This is a genomic window from Flavobacterium circumlabens (assembly GCF_004345565.1).
GTDB classification, from domain to species: domain Bacteria; phylum Bacteroidota; class Bacteroidia; order Flavobacteriales; family Flavobacteriaceae; genus Flavobacterium; species Flavobacterium circumlabens.
Map to the genome: position 1 here is coordinate 267,672 of NZ_SLWA01000004.1, position 22,609 is coordinate 290,280.

Consider the following 22,609-nt stretch of genomic DNA (forward strand, 5'->3'; position numbering starts at 1 on the left):
GGGTTATTATTTTATTTAAAATTCCCTATAAAAGTAATAGGTTAATACTGCCAAAGGAAAAGATCCAAAACCAAAAACATCAAGCAAAAAAGAATACTTTCCTAATGAATAAGTTTCATCTTTAATTATAATTCCACCATTACCCTTTTTAGTGAAGAAATAATAATTCAGAAAATATAATAAAATTGGTGCGACAAGAGCAATTTTTCTAACATCGTAATTAATATTAAGTCTTGTAATTAACATAATGATATTAGTAATTGTTATTAGATTACTCGTCTGAATAAAAGACAGCATAGTATATACCGGGATTTCAGGCACTGCATTCTTTTTAGAGCTTTTTATATAAAAAAAGTAATAAATATATTTGTAAATTCTCATATCACTAATTGTCTAGTATCTTACTTGTATACCATTTATTAATCCTAGCTCTATCCTGATAAACAGCTGAGTTTTCACCAAAAAAGAAACTATTATACGCCTCGGTATTTGTTACCCAAGGACCCAGAATATTCCATCCAATTGTCCAACCAATTCCAGCTAAATTTCCACGGGTAGCAGCTATCCTAATTCCCGCAGAGTTTGCAACACCTTCTCGAAATGCTCCATAATAATCCTCTTTGTAAAAATTTTCCACTGCTCCATAATAGCCCAGATACGATCCCGCATAGTTTGCATAACCACCATACTTAGAGGCCAGTTTTAAACCATTAGAACTATTTCTTGCAGCTTGCACAACAGAACTTGGAATACCAGCCTTTGTTCCACCCCTAAAAGTATCTGACCAATATCTTAAAGAACCATTATAATTTACCGCAAACGAACCTGCAGGAGCCGCATTGTGAAATTTAACAATAGATAACTCATTCATTAAACCACTAGCACCACCTAATAAACTACCTATAGTGGCAAGGTCTCCATTCAATCCTGAATTTTTAGTATCCTGATAGGTGTTATTTGGATGATTTTTAAAATTAAAATCATTATTATTATTCACAAAAGAATGCATATCATTCCCTGCCCCTACAGCACTAAATCCCAACACCGGAGGTTTATTATAATTATCCAAATAATTATTGGTCAAATTTGTCGCCACTGCTGAGGCACCCGCTGATGCCCCTGCTGCGCCAATAGTAATAAAAGCCGAAGAATTCCATTTGGCAGGGTTCAGCTCGCCTCCGCTGGCATAGGCACCCATTATATATCCTGACAAAAGGTAACCCGCAAATACGCCCCAAAATTCACCCGTAGGATCCGTATATTTCAAAGGATTGTTTAAAACATAGCCGTAACGATTGTAATTCTGCGTATTAAACGGATCCTGAATATTGTTGTCCGGCTGTAAAAAGCAATGCAGATTAGGATCGTAAATACGGCCGTTCATGTTTATGATCCCCACAGTCTGCAAATGTTCATGACCGGTGTATCCTCTGTCCAAAATCGTTAAACCTGATAGCGGGATACCAGTTCCATTCTGTACTTTTCGTACACCACCCCATGCATCAAACAATCGCTTTTCAACAATTAATCCCGCCTGATTGGTAATGGCCATTATGGAACCCTGATAATCGCGGTGTAAATATAAATAATTTTGATTGCTTCCTCCATCGCTCCTGAATACTACAGGTGCCGTATAACCATCACCGCCGATATACGTGGTAAATTCAACTGCTCCTGTTGTTTTATTTTCCTTAATCTCCATGGTGCCGTCAGCGGAATAGTGTTTTCGGTAAGGTCGCAAGAGTTTATCCTGCACGCCGCCGTAAAACATCGTACTTCGTTCATTATGATCATTGTAATTAAAACTTACTTTCTCCAGACCCACTTCCTCTATTTGCTCGGGACTGTTAAAAGCAGTATACGTAATGATCTGAGCTGGTTTGCCCTGATAATAAGGCAAGGCTTTTGCCGTAAGGTCAACAGACGAGTGCTGATATACTTTTCCGCTGGTCGGATACGTGTAAGCGCCCTGCTCATTTGACGTAATTCTGCCTTTGTCATCATATCCCTGGGCAATTGTACTTTTTTCGTGCCCCATTACATTGTCAATCTGAATAACATTGTATAAAGGAGAACTCGTTTTCTCTATTAATAAAGTTAGATCACTGTATTTTGTAACGGTGTGGCTTATGTTTATTGTTTTCGATGATGTTAAGGTGGCTTTAAAAATTTTAACTTTTTCCAGCGTTACCGGATCTTGTTCCTGGATGTACGCAATAAAAAGATCGGAACCCACAAATTTTCTTAAATCAAAACTCAGCATTAGTTGATCCCCTATAGCTTTACCTGTAAGTAATGTTTTTTTCACGGCAACACCACTATCCGAGATCTCCGCAACAAGACTGCCTCCTGACACACTTAATTTTCCTTTTTCAGTTTGATATCCTTCTGTACTGGGAGTACTAAAGGTACTGTTTAAAAACTGTCCGGTTGTTGTTGTAGCCGTAAGCCGGTCTAACGAATCATAGTTAAAGTCCTCAGGAAAATTAAAAAGACTGTTTTTTCTATTTTTCAAATTTCCGGTTTGAGGATCAAAAGAAGTTTCCAGTTTCAGTACACTTGTTGTTCCTAAACTAAAATCTTTACTGTTGATATAGCCCGTATCATTATATGAATTCGTTACTTTTATGCCATTGCCATAGGTACCGGAAAGCAACGATCCGTTTGGACTGACATTGTCCGGTTGCCATAACACGGTTGCATTATCCCTGATTTGGTAAAGGCTGCCGTTTTTATAGGTTTTTGTAATCGTTTTGGTGCTTGTTTTGCCGGTAGTTGTTGCCGCAGTATAGGTTTCCGTATTTACCCTTCCAAAAGCATCGTAGCCGAAAATTTTAGTAAAGGTGGCATAGGGAGTCTTTTCAATCACTTTGTTGACTCTTTGCCAATTGTCATACAGATACGAATTACTTATCGTTGTACTTCCGTTTTTAAAGTCCGTAAAGGTACTGCCCGTTAATAGTTTTGTAGCCGGATTATAGGCATACGTCGTTTTGGAATTCGTCTTTGGTCCTGCAATTGTTTTCTCTTCCGGCTTTCCGAAGCCATTTAATTTATAATTGGTAATTCCATTGCTGTTCTCCTCTTTAATAAGTTCATTAAAGTCATTGTAAGTATATTTAATAATCCCTGCAGAAGGGTCGTCAAGCTGTATTTTCCTGCCCCATTTATCCTGAAGTATTTTTGTTTTTATACCGTCATAATCGGTTTCTTTCAGGTTACCGTTTGCGTAATAACTATATTTTATTGTACCTCCCGGAGTATCGGTTACCCCAACCACATTTCCAATAGCATCCTTAACTGTCGTTTTTGACTTAGTGCCATCATTTACCGTGGTACGCAAACCGGAATAGGTCATTTTGGTGGTTTTTCCGGTGAACGAAATGTTTTCGGTAACCCTGCCGTAACTATCATATTTAGTTTGGTTCCATTGGCGTGGAACGTTTCCGAAATAGGGTTCGCTTACTTTATACTTTCGATCGTAAATGTCATACATAGCGTATACGAAAGAGAAATTTCCCGCACTGTTTTTACTGCCTTCTCTTACTTTTCTGCCCAAACCGTCAAAGGTTTCCATTGTCGCACTGCCATCTTCTGCAGTTGCCGTAATAATGGTGTTGTCCATAAGTCCTGAATAGGTATAGGTGATTGTTTTACCCAGATAGTTTGTTGCTTTTGTTTTTCGGAACCAGGCATCATACTCATACGTTGCCGTTTGTCCGTACGGATTGGTTTCTACTTGTAGCATACCATTTGGATAGTAGATAAAACTGCTTCGTAAAGACTCCATATCTGTTTTTGCTGTCAGAAACCTGCCCGAAGCGTCATACGCCCAGCTTGCCGTTCTGGAATTGGGTCCTGCCGTAATTTTTTTCGAAATCATATTTCCAAATAAATCATAGCTGTTGTCTTCTGTAATGTAGCTGGTGGTGGCATCAGCCCTTTTCTTAACCTGCGAAAGTAATTGCTGCGCATTATAACCATATACTTCCTCACTTGTTGCCACATCGCCATTGTAAAAGACTGTTTGCTTTTTACTTTTGGGTCTGCCCACAAGGTAAGGACCTGCAGCAGGATCCTGATACGCGATATCAGTTACTGTTTTTTGTACTACAGCAAATGCTGCATCTTTTACTACACTTGTTATTTTTACCGGGTTATTCGAGGCATCATATTCTGTTTCGGTTTCCGTTCGCGTCCCGGCCAGGCCATCAAAATCAGCTGATGCTATATTGATAAGCTTAAACACTTTATTTAGGCTGTAAGGCTTCTTCCGGTCTGTTATACCTAAATTTTGATTGTGATATAAAAGATGCCGGCGTTTCAGCAGAAGGTAATACCATGCCTTCCACGCTGTAATTTTCGACATTCGCCCCTCTTAAAAGAAAATTATTTTTGGAAACAGTTGAAATTATGGAACTCTCCGCACTATACTTATTAGTTCTCATGGTCGCCTGAAAACCTAAAAACCCTAAACCTTCTACATTTAGCATGGCACCATAATATTTAAATTCCTTTTTTGATGGCCCGTTATTGGGATAATCAATTTGCGATACCACCTTAAATTCCGGGCTGTACTGAATACTCAGGTTGGGATAAAGCTGGGCACTGCCCGCTTCATAAACGCCATTTCCGTTTTTTAAAGCACTGTACGTTATATTTTCCTTTACGCCATTGCCTAAAGTAATACTACTTAGTAAATGCTGATCGGAAACATAATTGGCACAGGAAAAAACCGAAATTCTTGCATTTCCTGTATTTTCAGGGGCGCCAATCAGAGCCAATGCTGTTTTTAGAGGATTTTTTTTCTTTACATCAGCCAGTAGCATAAAATTGAATGCATTATCATTCGATGGATCCGTATCTTTGGTATAGGTTTGCAGCATCTTATCAAAACCAAAGGAATTCCAGGAAGCCGCATTTACTCCGGGTCTGTAATACGAATCGATTTTAATTCCGTAATCGTAGTTGTATCGGTAGGCTTGTACATTACGCACGTACCATTTACCTCCGGATTGGTACATTTCCTGAGTGGTATATTTTTCTTTATATTCCGTTCTTTTAGGTTCTAATCGAACAATATCCGACTTGCCGTCATTATTGGAATCCACTGCCATGAAACTTACCGTATACGGATAAACCAGTGCAGGAAAAGATCCGGGTAAAAATTCCTCTATAAAATACTTCCCTGCTGTAGCAATTAATACCTTTTTAAGGGCCACCAATAATATATCACTTTTGCCATCCCCGTTATAATCTCCAATTACAATTGGAAATCTTTGAATTCCTGTTCCTGCTATGGTCGTATTGATATTCGCCGTATGCTGCTGAAAAAAAGTGCTGCCAAGATCTCCCGGCAAGTCCTGTTTCCAGCTAATGATTTCTGCTAATTTACCCTCTATTAAGGTATAGCCTTTAATATCATTGTACGGAGCACCCCTAAAAAGAATTAAATCCATTTTTCCATCGCCGTTAATATCTCCTTGTTCAAGAGTCGAGGAACCGGTAATGACGGCCAATCCGTTAGAAACATTAGGAACCAGATTAAACGTTTTAACCCCAATATCCAGAGAGCCGATATTGGTTACCCAATTTGAAGTGACTCTCCTGTCAAAATTAAAAAATTCAACCTGACTGACACCATTCACTTCATTATGTACGCGAATCACGTCCGTTAAATTATCCCCATCAAAATCACCCGTAAATAATCCGCCGGTATTTTGATTCTCTCCTCTTAGTGCCACTGTTGCACCGGAGTGAAATATTCTTTCATAATCCAATACCACTTTTTTTGAATCGGGGTTATAATTAAAAATCTTATACCTGTAATCTGTTTCACTGTTACTTACATTAAGGGAATAAAATCTCTGGTTTTTAGGGATTTTTAAGTCCTTGTCCAACACATTTATAACTCCTCTTGGAAACTCTTCTGTCGGAAGTCCTAATGACAATAAACCGGTACTGGAAACCTCCTGAACGGAGTAATCATCAGCAATTTCACCCAGGGTAATGCCATTTTTTCTAAGTAACAACTCATTTTCACCGTCTCCGTCAAAATCACCTGACAGGGTTTGCGCAATACCTTCGGTGGTAAATTTATTCAAACCGGTATGGGTCAGTTCCATTGATGGTGTATAGGCCGTTTGATTTTCGGCATAGGAGAAAACGGTAGGGTTGAGACTTTTAGCATTATCCCCTGTTTTTTCCGTAATCGCAGTTAACCTTTCATAGCCAAGCGAGGAACGATCGTAGCTCAGGACATAATTGCGAAAACCAACTCCTGAACTTTTCGTAGTGATACTGCTTAACAACAAATCATCGCGTACTTGCAGTCCGGCAACGATCTGAATTTCCTGTTTGAATTTATTGGTATAAATAAAATTTATTTCATTTGGAGCCGTACCATCATTTCTCGCACCATATTTAATAGAGGCAATATTCAGGGCATTGTTATAATGCGGAAAATAGGAATAACTGATTCTCAGTCCCTGGGCATTCTCCCAGTAGGTAATAGCATAATGAATGGCACCGCGGGAATTAGAATTGTTTCCTCTTTCGTATCCATAATACGCTTTGGAACCGTCCGGATACTCTGCCACAAAAAATTCCGGACCGATATCACGGTTAGACGATGCGACACCATAGGAGGTCACTTTTACATTAGAGTAATTTTCGGTTTCATATACGGTACCGTTTCGGCCGTAAAGTGATTGTTGCCCGTTTTTCACGAGTAAACGCTGACCGTCTAAAGCATAATTATCAGAAATAGTATAAGTAATGGTACCTGCATTGCCATTGTGAAATCGGGTTGACGGGATGCGCGTAATGGTTGAAATACCGCCGATATTCCAGCCGTACCCTGCAGCTCCGTTTCCGGACTGGCTGTTGTACGATAAATTGAGTTGTGGCACCACACCGTTAATTCCGGGTGGTACTTTAATTGGTATGGTATAATTTGCCGCGCCGGATAAAGAAACCGTTAATTGCCCTTCCGTAACACCAACTTCCGTTGATGAAGTCTGGGCATTTACTGCTACCCCAATTAAAAAAACAAGTATAAAATAAAGATTTTTCATAGGGTTAGTTTTTGATGACTTTAATAGATTTTTGAGAACCACTGCTGTAATGAAGTACTACCAGATAGGTTCCATCGGGGTAGTTTTGAAAAGGAAGGCTCTGATCAGTAGCTCCAGGTCCAATCGACCAGGTTCCTAAAACCTGACCTAAAAAAGAAAAAACCTGAACAGAGGTTACGCGATTATTATCCTTCAGTTTCCATTTCAGGTATAAAGTTTCTTTTACCGGATTGGGATGATACGAAATAGACTCTTCTGATAAAAAGGGTAATACCTCTTCCTGAGCCGAAGCTGCGGCTTCTTTTTCCTGATCGATTTTACCCGTTGCCGGGGGACATTTTAAACACAAATACCTTTTGGTCTGATTGCCGGCGGCATCATATTCGAACACAATTTTAGGGGTTTGTGCATGGGAGAATAAGCAAAATAGGAAGGTTAGAAATAGTAGTTCTTTTTTCATTTGTAAGATTTATTTTTATAAAAACTTATTATATCGTACGAAATAAGCTTAAAAATAAAAATAACGCAATACCCACTTTCCGTGATTTTTTCAAACTACCGGAAACTGGGTATTTTTGAATAAACAGGTTATTAAAAGTTGATAGAAGTCAATAAAAGCAATGGTTTGCTTTTATTTTTTTGAAGAGATTCTGGCTATGGGGTGTCATTTCGACGGAGGAGACTCGAGCGATAGCGAACAGACGAAGTAAATCGCATCCGGGTATTCGCTAACAGTGCGTGATTTGCGCATGCGATTCCTCGTGCCTCGGAATGACAAATCCGTGGGGTCACGATGTGTGATCTTTTGCTTGTTGCACATAGCTTGTCATTACGAGGTACGAAGACCCGAGCGACAGCGAACAGACGAAGTAAACCGCATCCAGTATTCGCCAACAGTGCGTGCTGGAAGTGTGTGAAAACGAAAATAAAAACTCACTTTCACACACTTTCTGTGTGAAAACCAAAATAAAAATCAATTTTCACACAACTTCTGTGGGAAACTGAAAAATAAAATCAACTTTCCCACAACTTCTGTGGGAAACTTAAAAATAAAAACAATTTTCCCACAGCAATAAAATACAAACCAAAAAAAAGCCCCGTACGTACGGGGCTTTGTGGTATTTGTAAAATTTAAATCGTACTCCTTTAAGTCGCTTTTGAAGCTCCTACAGCCAGAAAGGCCTGCTGAATCTGCTCGTCTGTAAACGGAGACAACGTCTGTGCCAGATTTCTGCTGGTTCTGATACAGCTTAGCATTTTTTGCCTGAGCTCCTGATCATTGCCGAATTCGGTTTCGAGCATGAACTCGAAAATTTCCTGCAGGTACAAAGGCTGTTTTTTAAAATCTCCCTCAAACCAAAGGTCGGAAAGGAAATGGACTACGGACGGCACCACATCCTGGTGTGATGCTTTTTGATTTTCTTTTTGCATTGTAAAAGAGTTTTAGTTTACTCCCTTGGATATTTTATCAAAAACAAATATATGTATTTTTGATTAAAAAATACGTATTTACTTACAAATTAATATTTACTATCTATTATTTCGGCATAAAACTTTAAACTAAACAACCTGCCTAATTAGCAGGTTATCTATAATTACGTAACAAAGATTACGCGTGATAATAGTTTTTATTTTAAATTATTATCTAACCACGTTTTAATGTGTGCTTGACTTCTTAAATTTGAAGGAACACTTGTTTTAATTGAATTCTCAATAATTGTAAAATTTGCAACTGTAATATTAAAATTTCTTGTCACTATGTACTTATTAATAAAATGCAGTACTTCATAACCTTCATTTCTATTTAGTAATACATCATCTGGATAACCAGTAACTTTTTTACTATCTCCTTCAGTAGTTGTCCAAGAATAATTAAACCTTAAAGAATCTCTTCCAAAATTTGCCATAGTTTTTTGTTTTAAAATTTATAATAAACAAATATAAAAACCTGATTTATAGATTATTTATGGAAAACCATAATTAGTAAACCAACTATAACTTTTATCTGCCAATTATTTCAAAAAAAGCACCACCAGTAAATATGTCGACAGATTTCCTAATATCAAAAACTATTTTTGGATTAAATATTTTTATGTTATGAAAGAAACAAAAAAAGAATTGATAACTAATTTTGAAAAAGAAATGTGGAATTATTTAAAAAGAGAGCTATCTGACTACCCCGAAATTAAAGTAATCAAAAATAAAATTTTTATCACACATAAAGATTCGGAAGCTTTTTCAACACTTAGTTTTCAATACCTGACAAATTCAAATGCCTATGAAATAATTCACTTTGTTGAGCATCCGGTTTTGCAAACAGAAATACACAACATAGCCCCTCCCTATCCGTCAAATCTCTCAAATGCAAATTTTGTTTATAGTATGTCTACAGTTAGTGAAAAAGACGGCTGCATAATATTACCTGTAACCGAAAAAGGTATTGAATATACATGCGAGCTAATTTTATCAAGAATCAAAAATATTTATTTACCCATAATATTCAACTTATTTAATATCAACCTCAAACTTATTGACAATGTCTTAAATAAACCAAAGTATTACTCTTACCCGTTTCTACTAATTCTTATTGCAATGAAAAACAACAACATGAAGCCAGAAGAGATTATAATAACCAAAATTCTAAGTGAGGAAACCCTCGGTTACACAAACAATAAGCAACTAAAAAAAGTTTTTAATCAACAGCAACTGGCGAAGTACATTTGAAAATTGATTACTTTTCCAATGACGGAAGAGAGAGGCCCTTTGTCTTGTCCTAAAATATCAAGTAATTACTATTCATAGTTTTTAATAGTAGAAAGTAATTCTTTTTTGAATTTATAAATTTCATCAAGACTTTGCAAAGGTTGCTTTTCACCATTATCTTTTCCATTATGAAATAACTCTACATATTTGTTAGCAGAATTAAAATGTAACCTACATAATGGTTTTCTGTTATTATCATCTAATAAAATCCCAAAGTAAGATTGTGTGTCTCTAAAAAATATTCTATTAGAAGGAATCGATTCTCTTAAAATTGCTTTGATAATTTGTGAACCTTCTATTTCTTCTTCGGTTGTAATAAATCTTGGCGTTTCAATTTCTTCATCTACAGAAGATAATTTTTGATTTTCTTTTGATGGAATAGTTTCACCAATATTTAATGCATTTTTAAGCCTGAAATTTATAGATTCATTTATAGAGTTAGAAAAAGCTTTCTTTGTGTATTCTTTAAATGCTACTAATCTTGATGCGGTTAATGGTTTATTGAAGAATTTGCTTACCAGAAGCTTTACAATTTCATCAGACGGATTTTGTAATTCTTTTTCAAATTCATTTCTTATTGCTTTTATATATTTTAATGCTTCTGCCGAGTCTAAAATATTTTCTAAATTATAACTGCTTTTAGTAAAGTTTTCAAGAATTTTTAAGCTGGAATCAGAAATATTTGCCAGGTCTAATGTAAAAAAAGGTTTTTCATCCATTATGTTTGGTTTTTCTAAATCAGCATAAAAATTATAAGTATGACCATTAGTTAAAACTCCAAAACGAGATTTTGAAACATGGTAATATCTATGAAGTTGAGAATTATGTGCATCAACATTTTCTTTCCAATGTTTACATTCAATAATTAAAATAGGTTCACCATCTTTTTTAATTACATAATCTATTTTCTCGCCCTTTTTTGTACCAATGTCACATATAAATTCCGGAATTACTTCTGTAGGATTAAAAATATCAAATCCCAAAATTTGAATAAATGGCATTACAAATGCATTTTTAGTAGCTTCTTCGGTGTTAATTTGATCTTTTAGTGAATCAACTCTTTGGTGTAATTGCTCAAGTTTTAGTCTTAAATCTGCTTCCATATTTTAGTATATTGGTGTTTCTATTGGTATCTAAATGTTTATTTGGGTTTATTCAATTCTCTAACATTAGTAAAAATGATTACACAACATCTCACTCGTAAGTGCAATTTTCAAATGTAGACCAGTGAGTTACATTTTTTTTACGGAAAACCTTTTTTAGAAAAATAAATTTATATTCTTCAAATGTATTAATTGACAATTCTAAAACAACCAAGTATTTATACCTGATTATGTCCACAAAAAAAGCCCAACCAAACGATTGAGCTTTCCAATATATAATCAAATAAAATTTACTTCTTCTCCTTCAACAACTTCTCTAATTTCTCTTTCGTTTCCGGAATTGCTTTTAGCGTTAACGCTTTTTTGAAAGTTTCTATCGCTTTTGCTTTATCGCCTTTTTCAAGATATAAATCACCGAGAGAATCATAACAATTGGCACTTTCGGGATAGTTGGTGGTATTGAGTTTAAATAAGGTTTCGGCTTTTGCTAATTGTTTGGCGCCCATCATTTGGTAGCCTAAATTATTAATTTGACTTTCGCCCGGCTTCACGATATACCCCATGTTTTCAGAAACATTTTTATAGTGCGCTACCAATAAGGAATCTAATTTAAAATCAGGATTTTTTAATTCGCTGTCGTAAATTTTAAGTTTGTAGAATTCAAAAATAAAGCGAAGCGCATCGTATTCCCCAATCAAACGAACCGAAGGATGATTGTCCTCTTCATAAAACTTGTATTTAAAACGCAGCTCGTTCTTTTTATTTTTAGACTGTTCTTTGATAAATTCTAAATTACTGCGAATAAGTGCGGTGCTACCGCTTGTATCTTTTTGAACACTTAAAGTGTCAACACCTCTTTCTAATCGGTTTGCCATTGCCATATACAGCGTTTTTCCTTTATAATTTTGCGTTGGCAAAATCGTTTTGGCCTCTTTCACTGCCTGCTGATTGTTCCACCACAACGAAGCATCAAGCGAAACATACGAATTAAATAATTGTGGATGATGCAAAAAAGTATTCATCACCGTCAAACCTCCAAGCGAATGACCCATAAAAGTTTTATAGGTTGTGGTGGGATAATTGGCATCTATATACGGAATCAATTCTTTCTCGACATACGACATAAATTTTTCGCCGCCGCCCACAACATCCGGCAATTCTTTGTCTGTACCGGTTGTTAAATCAACCAATCGGTTTTGGTGCAGGATTCCAACCACAATCATTGGCGGGCAAAGATTTGATTCTTCCATATGTTCTGTAATGCTTACAACGGTATTAAAATTTTCACTTCCGTCTAATACATAAATAACGGGATAACGGCCTCTGTCTTTAATTTTATTTCCTCCGTTACTATTCGGAATATGGATCCAGACTTTGCGTTGCTGTCCCAATATTTTTGAAGAGATGGTTTCTTCAAATCCTGTGTTAAAAGGACTGTTTTCCTGTGCCTGCATGCAAAAAGTCAGCATGAATGCGGCAACAGCATTAAAAAATGTTTTCATAGTTTTTTAAGATTAAGTGTTTGATTGATGATTCAAATCCAGCAAAACAATTTTGATGAATTTCCGGGCAAACTTAACCAATTAATTATAAAAATTTTCTTGATTTTTTAAGCTTTACGGCATTAAGTTCCTTTTTCCGAATTACGGATTTTTAGAAATAAAAAAATCCTTTTTCATTATATTTATAGGCAAATAAATCTGATTTTAGCGTTATCAAAATAAACTGCTTTTCTAAAACTTCATTTTAATGAATAAAAATATAAGTGCGCTGCACGAAATCGCCCAAAAAGAAACCCGAAAAATACTAGGCCTCATGTCCGGAACTTCACTCGACGGACTGGATATTGCGCTTTGCGAAATTTCCGGATCGGGCGAAAATACGGACGTAAAAATTCTCGAATTCGAAACGATCCCGTATACCGAAGACATTAAAACCGAAATCCGTAAAGTGTTTGCGAAGAAAACAGTCGATTTTCAGCACTTCGCTCTACTTAACGAATGGATTGGTCTTTTGCACGCCGGCATGGTCAACGATTGCCTCCAGAAATGGAATATTCCCGCAAACGAAGTCGACCTAATCGCTTCGCACGGGCAAACGGTTTTGCACGCCCCGAAGTTTTTGCATCAGCAGGAAAAATTTCCCAATGCGACTTTGCAGATTGGCGACGGCGATCATATTGCGGTAAAAACGGGTATTATCACGCTGTCTGATTTCAGGCAGAAACATGTGGCTGCGGGTGGCGAAGGGGCGCCTTTGGCAGTTTATGGCGATTATTTGTTGTTCAGCAAAAAAAGCGAAAACCGTATTATGCTCAACATGGGCGGCATTGCCAATTTCACCTATCTTCCCGCTTCCCTCGATGCCGAAGCGGTTTTTGTAACCGATACAGGCACCGCTAATACCTTGATTGATATCTACACCAAACATTATTTCCCCGAAAAAAGTTACGATAAAGATGCCGAAATTGCACAAAGCGGAACGGTAAATCCTGAACTTTTAACCGAATTGAAGAGCAATACTTTCTTCCAAAAAAGCTTCCCGAAAACAATCGGTCAGGAGTTGTTTAATTTTGAATTTGTACAAAATGCTCTTTCGAAAACCAATCTGACGACTATTTCGGCACCGGATTTGCTGGCTACCTTAACGCGGCTGAGTGCCGAAACGATTGCCGAAGCGATTTTGTATGTGGTGGAAAACAGTCCGTATGCACTGGAAGATTTCAAAATTTATATGTCGGGCGGCGGTATTCATAACCCGTTACTGGTGAAATGGCTCGCTGAATTATTGCCTTGCGAATTTCAAAAAAGCGATGATCTGGGTATTCTGAGCGATGCCAAAGAAGCGGTTTTGTTCGCCATTTTAGCCAATGAAACCGTAGCAGGAGGGGATTATAATTTCGGAAACAGCAAAGGGATTCCGTCTGTGACGATGGGGAAAATTTCGTTTCCGGATTAAAAAGATTAAAGCTGTAAAATTTTTATTTTAATCATTATTAGAAAAACAATTCGTGAAAATTAGTGCAATTCGTGGCAAAAAAATCAAAACCGAATTAATTAGTGCAATCACAGCAACAAAAAACACAACTATACCGTTAAAATTATTATTTCTTAATTATTTACGATACTCATCTAAAAAAACTATTTTTGGTTTTTGTTAAAACAGATTACAATGCATAAAAAGACGCCACTACTATTCTCTATACTATTAGTACTGTTTCTTGGAATGAATGTTCATTCGCAGGAAAAAGTAACGCATCCTAAAACTGAATTTAGAGGGGTGTGGATCGCTACCGTAGTAAACATTGACTGGCCGAAAACAAGTACGGACAATGTCGAGAAAGAAAAAGCGGATTTTATCGATATTCTGGAAACATACAAAAAACTACATTTCAATGCCGTAATTGTCCAGATCAGAAGTGTGGGTGATGCTTTTTATGCGTCAGAACTGGCACCGTGGTCGCGTTTCCTGACCGGAAAAGAAGGCCAGGCTCCTGCCCCGTCTTACGATACGCTTGCCTGGATGATTGATCAGGCGCACATGAGAGGTTTTGAATTTCATGCCTGGATGAACCCGTACCGTGCGACTTTCGATTTAAACAAAAACCTTTTGAGCCCGAATCACGATATCTTCAAACATCCGGAATGGATGATCGAATACGGCGGAAAATTATATTACGATCCTGCCCTGCCTGAAGTTCAGGAACATCTGACCAAAGTGGTCAAAGAGGTAGTCGACAAATACGATATCGACGCCATTCATTTTGATGATTATTTCTATCCGTACGCCGTACCCGGAAAAGTTTTTAATGATACGGCTTCTTTCAAAAAATATGGCTCAGGTTTAAGTCTTGCCGACTGGAGACGCGCGAATGTGAGCAATTTTGTACACAGCATTTCGACTACGATCAAAGCCAGCAAACCGTGGGTACAATTCGGAATCAGTCCGTTTGGCGTTTGGCGTAACAAGTCGGTGGACCCGAAAGGTTCTGATACCCAATCAACGGCCAACTATGACGATCTTTACGCCGATCCGGTTTTATGGATGGACCAAAAATGGATCGACTATATTATGCCGCAATTGTATTGGAGCATGAATAATCCGAGAGCTTCATATTCGAAACTCGTAAAATGGTGGGCTGAAAACTCCAACAATACCGCGGTTTATATTGGCCACGCTTCTTATAAAATACGAGGCGATGGTGATAAAAGCTGGAATTTTTCGTCTGAAATCCCAACGCAGATCGATTACGCCAGAAGCTTTAAAAAAGTAGGCGGAAGTGCTTATTTCAGTGCCAAATGGTTTATGAACAAAAACTTTGATATTGTACGTCTGCTCGAAGAAAACCAATACAAATATCCGGCATTGCCACCGGCAGTTCCGAATTTAAAGCGCATTGTGATTGATATCCCGACGGTAACCGAATTTGCCAAAGACAGTTCGTTTTACACCTTTACGATCAAAGTACCGCTGAATACAAAAGTGCGTTATATGGTGGTATACGGAGCCGATCATATTTCGAAAATCAACACGAACGATGCCACGCAAATAATTGACAAAATAAGAGTTAACGAAATGAATGATTCTATTACCTTTTCGATCCTTACTCAAAAAATGAATGCGTATAAAGCTTGCGCTGTAACATTTATTGATTATTTTGCAAACGAAAGTACCCCGACTACGATCGACTTAAAAAAGACATTTAAAATATATTCACCTGCTCAGCCCGATGAAAACAGATAATAAACCCTGGTTTTGGATTCCGCTTTTAAATTTTGCGTCTGGACTTCCTTACGCCGTCATTATTTCCGTTTCGGTTATCATGTACAAAAAACTTGGAATTTCTAACAAAGACATTGGTCTTTATACCAGTTTATTATATCTGCCCTGGGTAATCAAGCCATTGTGGAGTCCGTTTATTGAATTAGTCGGAACTAAACGAAAATGGTTTTTGTCCATGCAATTGCTTATTTCGATTGCTTTTTTATTAGTCGGTTTTACAATTCCGGCAAACGGTTTTTTCATGATGACTTTAGCCATCTTTTGGGTGGCCGCTTTTGCTTCGGCTTCTAATGATATTGCCAGCGATGGGTTTTATTTATTGGTTTTACCCGAAGACAAACAATCTTTTTTTATTGGTATCAGAAGTACTTTTTACAGACTCGCCATGCTGGCCGGAAACGGATTAATTGTTCTATTGGCAGGATATCTGGAACATAAATACAGCGACAATACCAAAGCCTGGTCGTATACGATGATTGCTGTTGGCTTGTTAATGACTTTTATAACGGTATACAATTTTTTCTCAACACCAAGAACAGAAATAAACGCAGGCGAAAAACCTGTAGCTGCCAATAAACAAAGTTTTGCAAGCATTTTTGCAAGTTTCTTCAGAAAAAAACAAATCATAATTGTCCTTTCTTTTATCTTATTATTCAGATTAGGAGAATCGCAATTAATTAAAATGCTGACGCCTTTCTTAGTAGATCCAATTAAATACGAGTTGGTTGAAACGGGATTAGACGAAGGGCAGGCAAAGGCATTAGAATTATACAATTCAAAGGTGAAGAACGGAGAAAAATTATCCGATTCAGAATTACAATTCCTTTATGCTAAACTGCCTGTTTTAGTGGAAATGAGAGATCAGAAGAAGCAATTAAAAGAAGTAGAAAATAAAGATAAGGAAGAATACAAAAATGCCAATAAGGCCAGAATTGACTTTGTAAATCTATTAATTACTAATAAAGGAAACCAAAAAACAATCAAAAAAGGCGGCATGGGACTTGAAACCGAAGACATCGGCTTGATTTATGGAACTTTTGGATTAATTGCTTTAACCCTAGGCGGAATTCTTGGGGGAATTGCCATTTCAAAACAAGGCCTGACAAAATGGATGCTTCCCATGATCTTAACCATGCATTTACCCATAATTGGTTTTATCCTGCTGGCGCATTTTCATCCGGCTTCTATTTATTATATTTATGCCGTTGTGATCGTCGAACAATTTGGATACGGTTTTGGTTTTGCAGCTTTTATGATGTATTTGATTTATGTGGCTGAAGGAGAATCTAAAACCGCACATTATGCTCTTGCAACCGGATTTATGGCTATGGGAATGATGTTGCCCGGAATGGTTAGCGGTTATATTCAGGAATATTTAGGGTATGGAAATTTCTTTATTTGGGTATTTCTGGCTACAATTCCAGGTATTATTTTATCACGTTTTTTAATTTTCCCGAAAGACTTTGGGAAAGAATATCAAGAAGTTTAACCCCAAATCAAACATCTTACCTATGGAAATCAATGAGAATTTGCAGGCCGAACGAAATCTGAAAGGAGCTGAGTTCGAGAAAACAGGAAACCTTGAAAAAGCAGTTGAATTGTATGAAGAGAATGTCGCTGAAAACTTTAAAGGAAATCATCCTTACGACAGATTGGCTACGATCTACAAAAACCAAAACGACATCGAAAACGAAATCCGGGTTTTAGAAAAAGCAATTATTGTTTTTGAAGAAATCACCATCGAAGACCGACTGGAAGGACTGCCAAAACTCTTTCGATTTAAAAACCGACTGGAAAAAGCCGTACAAACCCAAACCCAGCTTGCCAAACTTGCCAGACAAAAGAAAAGCAAACTCAAATAATAAAACTTTACAGCATTCGATCATGACCAGCCTGAAACGCACCAATTCTGATGATCCTGATTTTATAACTCTGGTCGCTTTATTAGACCAGGACTTAAAAATCAGGGACGGGGAAGAACATACCTTTTACAATCAGTTTAATAAAATTGACAAAATAAAACATGTCGTTGTATTTTATGAAAATGATATGGCTGTAGGCTGTGGCGCTTTTAGGGAAAAAGAAAGTGATACGGTTGAAATCAAACGCATGTATGTGCATCCGGAACATCGCAAAAAAGGAATCGCTTCTCAGGTTCTGAAAGCTTTGGAACTTTGGGCAGACGAAATTAACTATCCGTATACGATTTTGGAAACCGGAAAAAAACAGCCCGAAGCCATTGCGCTGTATCAAAAATCCGGTTATACCCTGATTCCGAATTATCCTCCCTATGAAAACGTTGAAAACAGTGTTTGCATGAAAAAGACTTTATACTAATGAAAATGACAGCCGAAGCACTAAAACAAAAGGTGGGACAATTCTTTTTTCCCGCTGTTTTTATCAACGATACCGAAGAAAACATTCAGGAAACCGAACGTTTAATACAAGAACACCATATTGGCGGACTGACCTTTTTTCACAGCCGTGCCAGTGCTGCAACGAATTACGAAAGCAAGAAAAAAGTAGTTTTTAATGATGACAGCTACGAGAAAATCAAAGCGTTAATCATCCGTTATCAAAAATCAGCCGCTACCCCGCTTTTAATCAGCATTGATGCCGAATGGGGCCTGGCAATGCGTATCGAAAAAACACCGCAATATCCGTACGCAATAACCCTTGGTGCTTTACCTGAAAACAAAAAGGATCTGGTGTATGAAGTCGGAAAACAAATTGGTTCCGACTTAAAAGCGGCTGGAATTCATTATAACCTGTCGCCTTTGGCTGATATCAATAACAATCCGAATAACCCTGTGATTGGCTATCGCTCTTTTGGTGAAAACAAAGAAAAAGTAGCCGATTTTGCTGTGGCGTATTTAAAAGGATTGTCTGATGCCGGAATTTTAGGCTGCCTGAAACACTTTCCCGGACACGGAAATACCAATGTAGATTCGCATTTGGGATTGCCGGTTTTAAAGGAAAGCTTAGCAGAATTATTAGACAACGAATTGTATCCTTTCATTAAAGGAATCGAAAATAAAGTCGACTCGATTATGATTGGACATCTGGCGGTTCCAAGCTTAAATGACGGAAAAGATACGTCGGCTACTTTGTCAAAACCTATTATCGAAACCCTTTTGCGCGAACAATTAGGCTATGATGGTTTGGTAATTTCCGATGCCTTAAATATGCACAGTGTTTCTAAATTGTACGCAACAAAAGGTCAACTGGAATGGGAAGCCTTCAATGCCGGAAATGATATTTTGTGTTTCGCCGAAAATGTTCCCGAAGGAATCGAAGCGATCCTGAAAAATGCTTCTCCCGAACGTATCGAGGAGAGTTACCACAGAATTATGAAATGCAAGGACAAGGTGGGAATCCTTACCGATAAAGCATTTACATCAGGAGATCTGGATTTTGAAAAAACGGCAGCTTTAAACTTTGAAATTGCCCAAAACACCATCACCAAAATCATCGATAATTCAAATACAGTACTGGCTTTTGAAGCACATAAAAATAAGCAGCTGGCCAAATTGAGTTTGTATAAGCCTGTCGAAAATACTTTCTTCAAAACCTTACATGCAAAATTAGATACTCCTGAATTTGCTTTTGAAAATGTAGAAGACTCCAGTATTCCGGAAATTAAAAAAGCACTGGCAAATTTCGAAACTATTATTATTTCCTTATTTGTTCCGAAGGCAAAACCAATGAATGATTTCGAAATACATACTGAAGTTTTAGATTTACTTTCACAGCTGCTGCAAACCAAAAAATGTATCGTTTATGTTTTCGGAAATCCGTACGTTTTACCTGTAATCCCGAATCTGAAAAAGGCTTCAGGACTTGTACAGGCCTACCAGGATTTTGAAGAATTTCAAAAAGTGGCAGGAATTCAATTTCTTGAAAATGGAAATTGCAACGGAACTCTTCCTGTAAATATTGACATTCAATAACTTACAAACGTCCTTTCTTTAAGTATAACAAAAAGTTATCACTAAATAAATATTAATAATTACACCCTATTGTAAGTAGCCTTACTTATACCCTACTTTTGCACCAAATAAATTTTTAACTTAAAACGAAAAATATGTCTTTAGTAGGAAAAAAATTCCCAAGTATTGCAGTAGATGCTATCTCAGAAATGGGTGACAACTTAAAAATCAATATTTTTGAAGAAGCAGTAAACAACAATAAAAAAGTACTTTTATTTTGGTACCCAAAAGATTTTACTTTTGTATGTCCAACTGAATTACACGCTTTCCAGGCTGCATTGCCAGAATTTGAAAAAAGAAATACTATCGTAATCGGAGCTTCATGTGATACAAACGAAGTACACTTTGCATGGTTAAACACTCCAAAAAACAACGGTGGAATCGAAGGTGTTACTTACCCGATCCTTGCTGATACTAACCGTAACTTATCTAACATTTTAGGGATTTTAGATATCGAATCTACAGAATACAGCGAAGAGACTGACTCTGTAATTGTTGAAGGTTCAAACGTAACTTACAGAGCTACTTACCTAATTGACGAAACTGGAAAAATCTTCCACGAAAGTGTTAACGATATGCCATTAGGACGTAACGTAAACGAATATTTACGTATGGTTGATGCTTATACACACATTCAGGTTAAAGGAGAAGTTTGTCCTGCAAACTGGGAAGCCGGTAAAGAAGCTATGAGCGCAGACAGAATCAGTACTGCTGAGTATTTAAGTGCAAACTAATTCTTCTTAAAGGTTCTAAGATACTAAGATGCTAAGGTTCTGAGATTTTTTCTCAAAGCCTTAGTAACTTAAATCTTACTTCCGAAAAATATTCAAAAGAGACTGAGAAAAAGAAGAAGCTAAAAACCTTAGCCTCTCAGAACCTCAGTACCTCAGAACCTTAAAAAACAAAAACATGTTAATCGACTTAAACGAAGATACGTTAGCAGATTTAGTTGCTAAAAACGAAAAAGTAGTAGTACAATATTCAGCTTCATGGTGTGGAAATTGCCGTATTATGAAACCAAAATTCAAAAAATTAGCCACAGAAAATGAAGCTATCACTTTTGTTTTGGTTGATGCTGAAAATGCTCCGGAATCCAGAAAATTAGCCAATGTAAGCAACCTGCCTACTTTCGCCACTTTCGTAAACGGAAAATTAGTGGGTGAAACACAAACCAATAAACAAGAAGTTTTAATCGATTTAGTTAACGCAATTGCTTAATCGTAGATTGTTAGACTTGCTTAGATTTTCAGACTACTTAGATTCTCTAAATCTTAGTTTCAAAATCTAGTGAAGTCCAAAAATCTAAGCAACTCTAAGAAGTCTAAGCAAGTCTAAAAATCTAAGAAGTCTAAATATGAAATTACCCGTAATAAAGCAATTAACGCAGTTTATCGAAGAAAACGATCAGGATTACATCATCGAAACTATTGAAGTTTTAGAAGCTATGACTGAGATTCCGTCTTTAAAAGATGAAGAATTAGATGTAATTGGCGAATTAATTTCAAATATGTATGGTGCACTTGAAGTACATAAAATGGTCGTTCAGGGCACTGATAAAAAAGAAGCTTTAAATGCGTTCATGAAACGTGTTTTAGGTTCGATCGATAAATAATCGGCCTCTCTCCTGAGAATAAAAAAACATGACTAAAGAAAGCGTTTCTAATTTAAGAAGCGCTTTTTTTTATGCCGTTTTTTAGAGGTTTTCAGTTTGCAGTCTCTCCCGATAGCTATCGGGATCAGTCGCAGTTTACAGTCACAGTTTGCAATCTCAGTTTACAGTCGCAGTTTACAGTCGCAGTTTGCAGTTTACGTCTTGCATCTCATATCTTGCATCTCACATCTCACATCTCACATCTCAAAACTCAAAACTCACATTTCCCAGCCTACATTTCACCAACAATTAATAATCTTAAGACTCTCCTAATTGTTCCGATAAGCGACAACAAATACTTTTAGATTCAAATATTAATCCTTACTTTTGAACCTCATTAAATTAAACAAAAATCATGGCTTCAATAACATTAGGCGGAAATCCCGTTCATACCTCAGGTGAATTACCAGCAGTTGGATCACAACTAGCTGATTTCAAATTAGTACAAAATGATTTATCAGTGGCTTCATTAAGCAATTTCGCCGGTAAAAAATTAGTTTTAAATATTTTCCCAAGTGTAGATACAGGAACTTGTGCCACTTCTGTTAGAAAATTCAACGAAAGTGCCGGTAATTTAGAAAACACAACTGTTTTGTGTATTTCAAGAGACTTGCCATTTGCCCAAAAACGTTTTTGCGGAGCGGAAGGATTAGAAAATGTAGTGAACTTATCTGACTTTCAGGAAGGAAGTTTTGGTAAAGCAAACGGATTAGAAATCCTTGACGGACCTCTTGCAGGTTTACATTCAAGAGCCATCATTGTGGTTGATGCTAACGGAAAAATCACTCATACAGAACAAGTTGCTGAAATTGCAAACGAGCCAAATTACGAAGCAGCTTTAGCAGCATTATAATAACTGAAATGGAGTTTCAAAAAGACAATACTTTTGTTAAAGGCCGACTTAAAAGCGTAACCTACGCTTTTAAGGGAGCTGTAAAACTAATCAGTACCGAACATAGTGTTATGGTACAATTTTCACTGGGAATACTAATGACTATTGCCGGTTTCTACTTTCATATTTCTCATGAGGAATGGCTTTTCCAAACCCTTGCAATTGGTTTGGTACTAAGCATAGAAGGGCTAAACACAGCCGTTGAAAAAGTAGCCGATTTTATTCATCCCAATTATCATGAAAGAATCGGATTTATTAAAGATATTGCTGCCGGAGCGGTATTTTTTGCCGCAATGACCGCAATCGCAATAGGTTTGATCATTTATATTCCAAAATTTGTATAGGCAATACTA

General features: G+C 36.9%; 20 protein-coding genes. 12 read left to right on the forward strand and 8 right to left on the reverse strand.

The window, feature by feature from the left end; genetic code table 11:
• Positions 1-15: 15 nt before the first annotated feature.
• The 6 genes from EV142_RS12295 to EV142_RS12320 all read right to left on the reverse strand — a co-directional run bounded on the left by EV142_RS12295 (position 16) and on the right by EV142_RS12320 (position 8,983).
• Positions 16-381: a hypothetical protein gene (locus EV142_RS12295; protein ID WP_132036128.1), complete on the reverse strand. Its 366-nt coding sequence runs from the start codon at positions 379-381 to the stop codon at positions 16-18.
• Between the two features lie 4 nt (positions 382-385).
• Complete coding sequence (locus EV142_RS12300) at positions 386-4,369, reverse strand: RHS repeat-associated core domain-containing protein (RefSeq protein ID WP_132036130.1); 3,984 nt, start codon at positions 4,367-4,369, stop codon at positions 386-388.
• Positions 4,251-7,076, reverse strand: coding sequence for a SpvB/TcaC N-terminal domain-containing protein (locus EV142_RS12305; RefSeq protein ID WP_132036132.1), 2,826 nt, complete (start codon positions 7,074-7,076; stop codon positions 4,251-4,253). The genes EV142_RS12300 and EV142_RS12305 overlap by 119 nt, the downstream gene beginning before the upstream one ends.
• Before the next feature lie 4 nt (positions 7,077-7,080).
• The gene (locus EV142_RS12310) at positions 7,081-7,536 is read right to left on the reverse strand and encodes a T9SS type A sorting domain-containing protein (RefSeq protein WP_132036134.1); all 456 of its coding nucleotides are present in this window, start codon (positions 7,534-7,536) and stop codon (positions 7,081-7,083) included.
• Between the two features lie 686 nt (positions 7,537-8,222).
• A complete protein-coding gene (locus tag EV142_RS12315) occupies positions 8,223-8,507 on the reverse strand; it encodes a hypothetical protein (protein WP_132036136.1) in 285 nt (94 codons plus the stop codon).
• 197 nt (positions 8,508-8,704) lie between these two features.
• Positions 8,705-8,983 carry a hypothetical protein gene (locus EV142_RS12320; protein ID WP_132036138.1) on the reverse strand — a complete coding sequence of 93 codons (279 nt, stop codon included), beginning with the start codon at positions 8,981-8,983 and terminating at the stop codon, positions 8,705-8,707.
• 190 nt (positions 8,984-9,173) lie between these two features.
• On the opposite strand from EV142_RS12320, the gene EV142_RS12325 reads away from it, so the two are divergent.
• On the forward strand, positions 9,174-9,800 hold the full coding sequence (locus tag EV142_RS12325; protein WP_132036140.1) for a hypothetical protein: 627 nt from the start codon (positions 9,174-9,176) through the stop codon (positions 9,798-9,800).
• Between the two features lie 68 nt (positions 9,801-9,868).
• Here EV142_RS12325 and EV142_RS12330 read toward each other — a convergent pair whose 3' ends face one another.
• Together EV142_RS12330 and EV142_RS12335 are read right to left on the reverse strand one after the other, a co-directional pair.
• Positions 9,869-10,942 (reverse strand): type I restriction endonuclease, encoded by a 1,074-nt coding sequence (locus tag EV142_RS12330; RefSeq protein WP_132036142.1) that lies wholly within the window; start codon positions 10,940-10,942, stop codon positions 9,869-9,871.
• A 290-nt stretch (positions 10,943-11,232) separates the two neighbouring features.
• Positions 11,233-12,444: an alpha/beta hydrolase-fold protein gene (locus EV142_RS12335; protein ID WP_132036144.1), complete on the reverse strand. Its 1,212-nt coding sequence runs from the start codon at positions 12,442-12,444 to the stop codon at positions 11,233-11,235.
• Positions 12,445-12,691: 247 nt separating this feature from the next.
• Here EV142_RS12335 and EV142_RS12340 point away from each other — a divergent pair, with 247 nt between their 5' ends.
• The 11 genes from EV142_RS12340 (at position 12,692) to EV142_RS12390 (ending at position 22,600) form a co-directional block, all read left to right on the forward strand.
• Complete coding sequence (locus tag EV142_RS12340; RefSeq protein ID WP_132036146.1) at positions 12,692-13,900, forward strand: anhydro-N-acetylmuramic acid kinase; 1,209 nt, start codon at positions 12,692-12,694, stop codon at positions 13,898-13,900.
• Between the two features lie 213 nt (positions 13,901-14,113).
• Positions 14,114-15,685 carry a glycoside hydrolase family 10 protein gene (locus EV142_RS12345; RefSeq protein WP_132036148.1) on the forward strand — a complete coding sequence of 524 codons (1,572 nt, stop codon included), beginning with the start codon at positions 14,114-14,116 and terminating at the stop codon, positions 15,683-15,685.
• Entirely contained in the window at positions 15,672-17,213 is a 1,542-nt protein-coding gene (locus EV142_RS12350; protein ID WP_132036150.1) for an MFS transporter, read from the forward strand. Before EV142_RS12345 ends, EV142_RS12350 begins: the two co-directional genes overlap by 14 nt.
• 22 nt (positions 17,214-17,235) lie before the next feature.
• Positions 17,236-17,586: a hypothetical protein gene (locus tag EV142_RS12355; protein ID WP_132036151.1), complete on the forward strand. Its 351-nt coding sequence runs from the start codon at positions 17,236-17,238 to the stop codon at positions 17,584-17,586.
• A 22-nt stretch (positions 17,587-17,608) separates the two neighbouring features.
• Positions 17,609-18,061 (forward strand): GNAT family N-acetyltransferase, encoded by a 453-nt coding sequence (locus EV142_RS12360; RefSeq protein ID WP_132036281.1) that lies wholly within the window; start codon positions 17,609-17,611, stop codon positions 18,059-18,061.
• Positions 18,061-19,674: a glycoside hydrolase family 3 protein gene (locus EV142_RS12365; protein ID WP_132036153.1), complete on the forward strand. Its 1,614-nt coding sequence runs from the start codon at positions 18,061-18,063 to the stop codon at positions 19,672-19,674. Before EV142_RS12360 ends, EV142_RS12365 begins: the two co-directional genes overlap by 1 nt.
• A 134-nt stretch (positions 19,675-19,808) precedes the next feature.
• On the forward strand, positions 19,809-20,447 hold the full coding sequence (locus tag EV142_RS12370; RefSeq protein WP_132036155.1) for a peroxiredoxin: 639 nt from the start codon (positions 19,809-19,811) through the stop codon (positions 20,445-20,447).
• Positions 20,448-20,622: 175 nt separating this feature from the next.
• Positions 20,623-20,931 (forward strand): thioredoxin family protein, encoded by a 309-nt coding sequence (locus tag EV142_RS12375; protein ID WP_072964537.1) that lies wholly within the window; start codon positions 20,623-20,625, stop codon positions 20,929-20,931.
• A gap of 136 nt (positions 20,932-21,067) precedes the next feature.
• Complete coding sequence (locus EV142_RS12380) at positions 21,068-21,325, forward strand: DUF6952 family protein (protein WP_017495510.1); 258 nt, start codon at positions 21,068-21,070, stop codon at positions 21,323-21,325.
• 394 nt (positions 21,326-21,719) lie between these two features.
• Positions 21,720-22,217 carry a thiol peroxidase gene (tpx, locus tag EV142_RS12385; RefSeq protein WP_132036157.1) on the forward strand — a complete coding sequence of 166 codons (498 nt, stop codon included), beginning with the start codon at positions 21,720-21,722 and terminating at the stop codon, positions 22,215-22,217.
• Positions 22,218-22,225: 8 nt separating this feature from the next.
• On the forward strand, positions 22,226-22,600 hold the full coding sequence (locus EV142_RS12390; RefSeq protein WP_132036159.1) for a diacylglycerol kinase family protein: 375 nt from the start codon (positions 22,226-22,228) through the stop codon (positions 22,598-22,600).
• The last annotated feature ends 9 nt before the right edge of the window (positions 22,601-22,609 follow it).

What these genes read in the sequence shown, in the direction of transcription:
- EV142_RS12300 (WP_132036130.1), bottom strand. Translation starts at nt 4,369, where the DNA reads ATGTCGAAAATTACAGCGTGGAAGGCATGGTATTACCTTCTGCTGAAA.
- EV142_RS12390 (WP_132036159.1), top strand. Translation starts at nt 22,226, where the DNA reads ATGGAGTTTCAAAAAGACAATACTTTTGTTAAAGGCCGACTTAAAAGC.
- EV142_RS12295 (WP_132036128.1), bottom strand. Translation starts at nt 381, where the DNA reads ATGAGAATTTACAAATATATTTATTACTTTTTTTATATAAAAAGCTCT.
- EV142_RS12325 (WP_132036140.1), top strand. Translation starts at nt 9,174, where the DNA reads ATGAAAGAAACAAAAAAAGAATTGATAACTAATTTTGAAAAAGAAATG.
- EV142_RS12365 (WP_132036153.1), top strand. Translation starts at nt 18,061, where the DNA reads ATGAAAATGACAGCCGAAGCACTAAAACAAAAGGTGGGACAATTCTTT.
- EV142_RS12350 (WP_132036150.1), top strand. Translation starts at nt 15,672, where the DNA reads ATGAAAACAGATAATAAACCCTGGTTTTGGATTCCGCTTTTAAATTTT.
- EV142_RS12315 (WP_132036136.1), bottom strand. Translation starts at nt 8,507, where the DNA reads ATGCAAAAAGAAAATCAAAAAGCATCACACCAGGATGTGGTGCCGTCC.
- EV142_RS12330 (WP_132036142.1), bottom strand. Translation starts at nt 10,942, where the DNA reads ATGGAAGCAGATTTAAGACTAAAACTTGAGCAATTACACCAAAGAGTT.
- EV142_RS12335 (WP_132036144.1), bottom strand. Translation starts at nt 12,444, where the DNA reads ATGAAAACATTTTTTAATGCTGTTGCCGCATTCATGCTGACTTTTTGC.
- EV142_RS12310 (WP_132036134.1), bottom strand. Translation starts at nt 7,536, where the DNA reads ATGAAAAAAGAACTACTATTTCTAACCTTCCTATTTTGCTTATTCTCC.
- EV142_RS12345 (WP_132036148.1), top strand. Translation starts at nt 14,114, where the DNA reads ATGCATAAAAAGACGCCACTACTATTCTCTATACTATTAGTACTGTTT.
- EV142_RS12305 (WP_132036132.1), bottom strand. Translation starts at nt 7,076, where the DNA reads ATGAAAAATCTTTATTTTATACTTGTTTTTTTAATTGGGGTAGCAGTA.
- EV142_RS12320 (WP_132036138.1), bottom strand. Translation starts at nt 8,983, where the DNA reads ATGGCAAATTTTGGAAGAGATTCTTTAAGGTTTAATTATTCTTGGACA.
- EV142_RS12370 (WP_132036155.1), top strand. Translation starts at nt 19,809, where the DNA reads ATGTCTTTAGTAGGAAAAAAATTCCCAAGTATTGCAGTAGATGCTATC.
- EV142_RS12360 (WP_132036281.1), top strand. Translation starts at nt 17,609, where the DNA reads ATGACCAGCCTGAAACGCACCAATTCTGATGATCCTGATTTTATAACT.
- EV142_RS12375 (WP_072964537.1), top strand. Translation starts at nt 20,623, where the DNA reads ATGTTAATCGACTTAAACGAAGATACGTTAGCAGATTTAGTTGCTAAA.
- tpx (WP_132036157.1), top strand. Translation starts at nt 21,720, where the DNA reads ATGGCTTCAATAACATTAGGCGGAAATCCCGTTCATACCTCAGGTGAA.
- EV142_RS12340 (WP_132036146.1), top strand. Translation starts at nt 12,692, where the DNA reads ATGAATAAAAATATAAGTGCGCTGCACGAAATCGCCCAAAAAGAAACC.
- EV142_RS12355 (WP_132036151.1), top strand. Translation starts at nt 17,236, where the DNA reads ATGGAAATCAATGAGAATTTGCAGGCCGAACGAAATCTGAAAGGAGCT.
- EV142_RS12380 (WP_017495510.1), top strand. Translation starts at nt 21,068, where the DNA reads ATGAAATTACCCGTAATAAAGCAATTAACGCAGTTTATCGAAGAAAAC.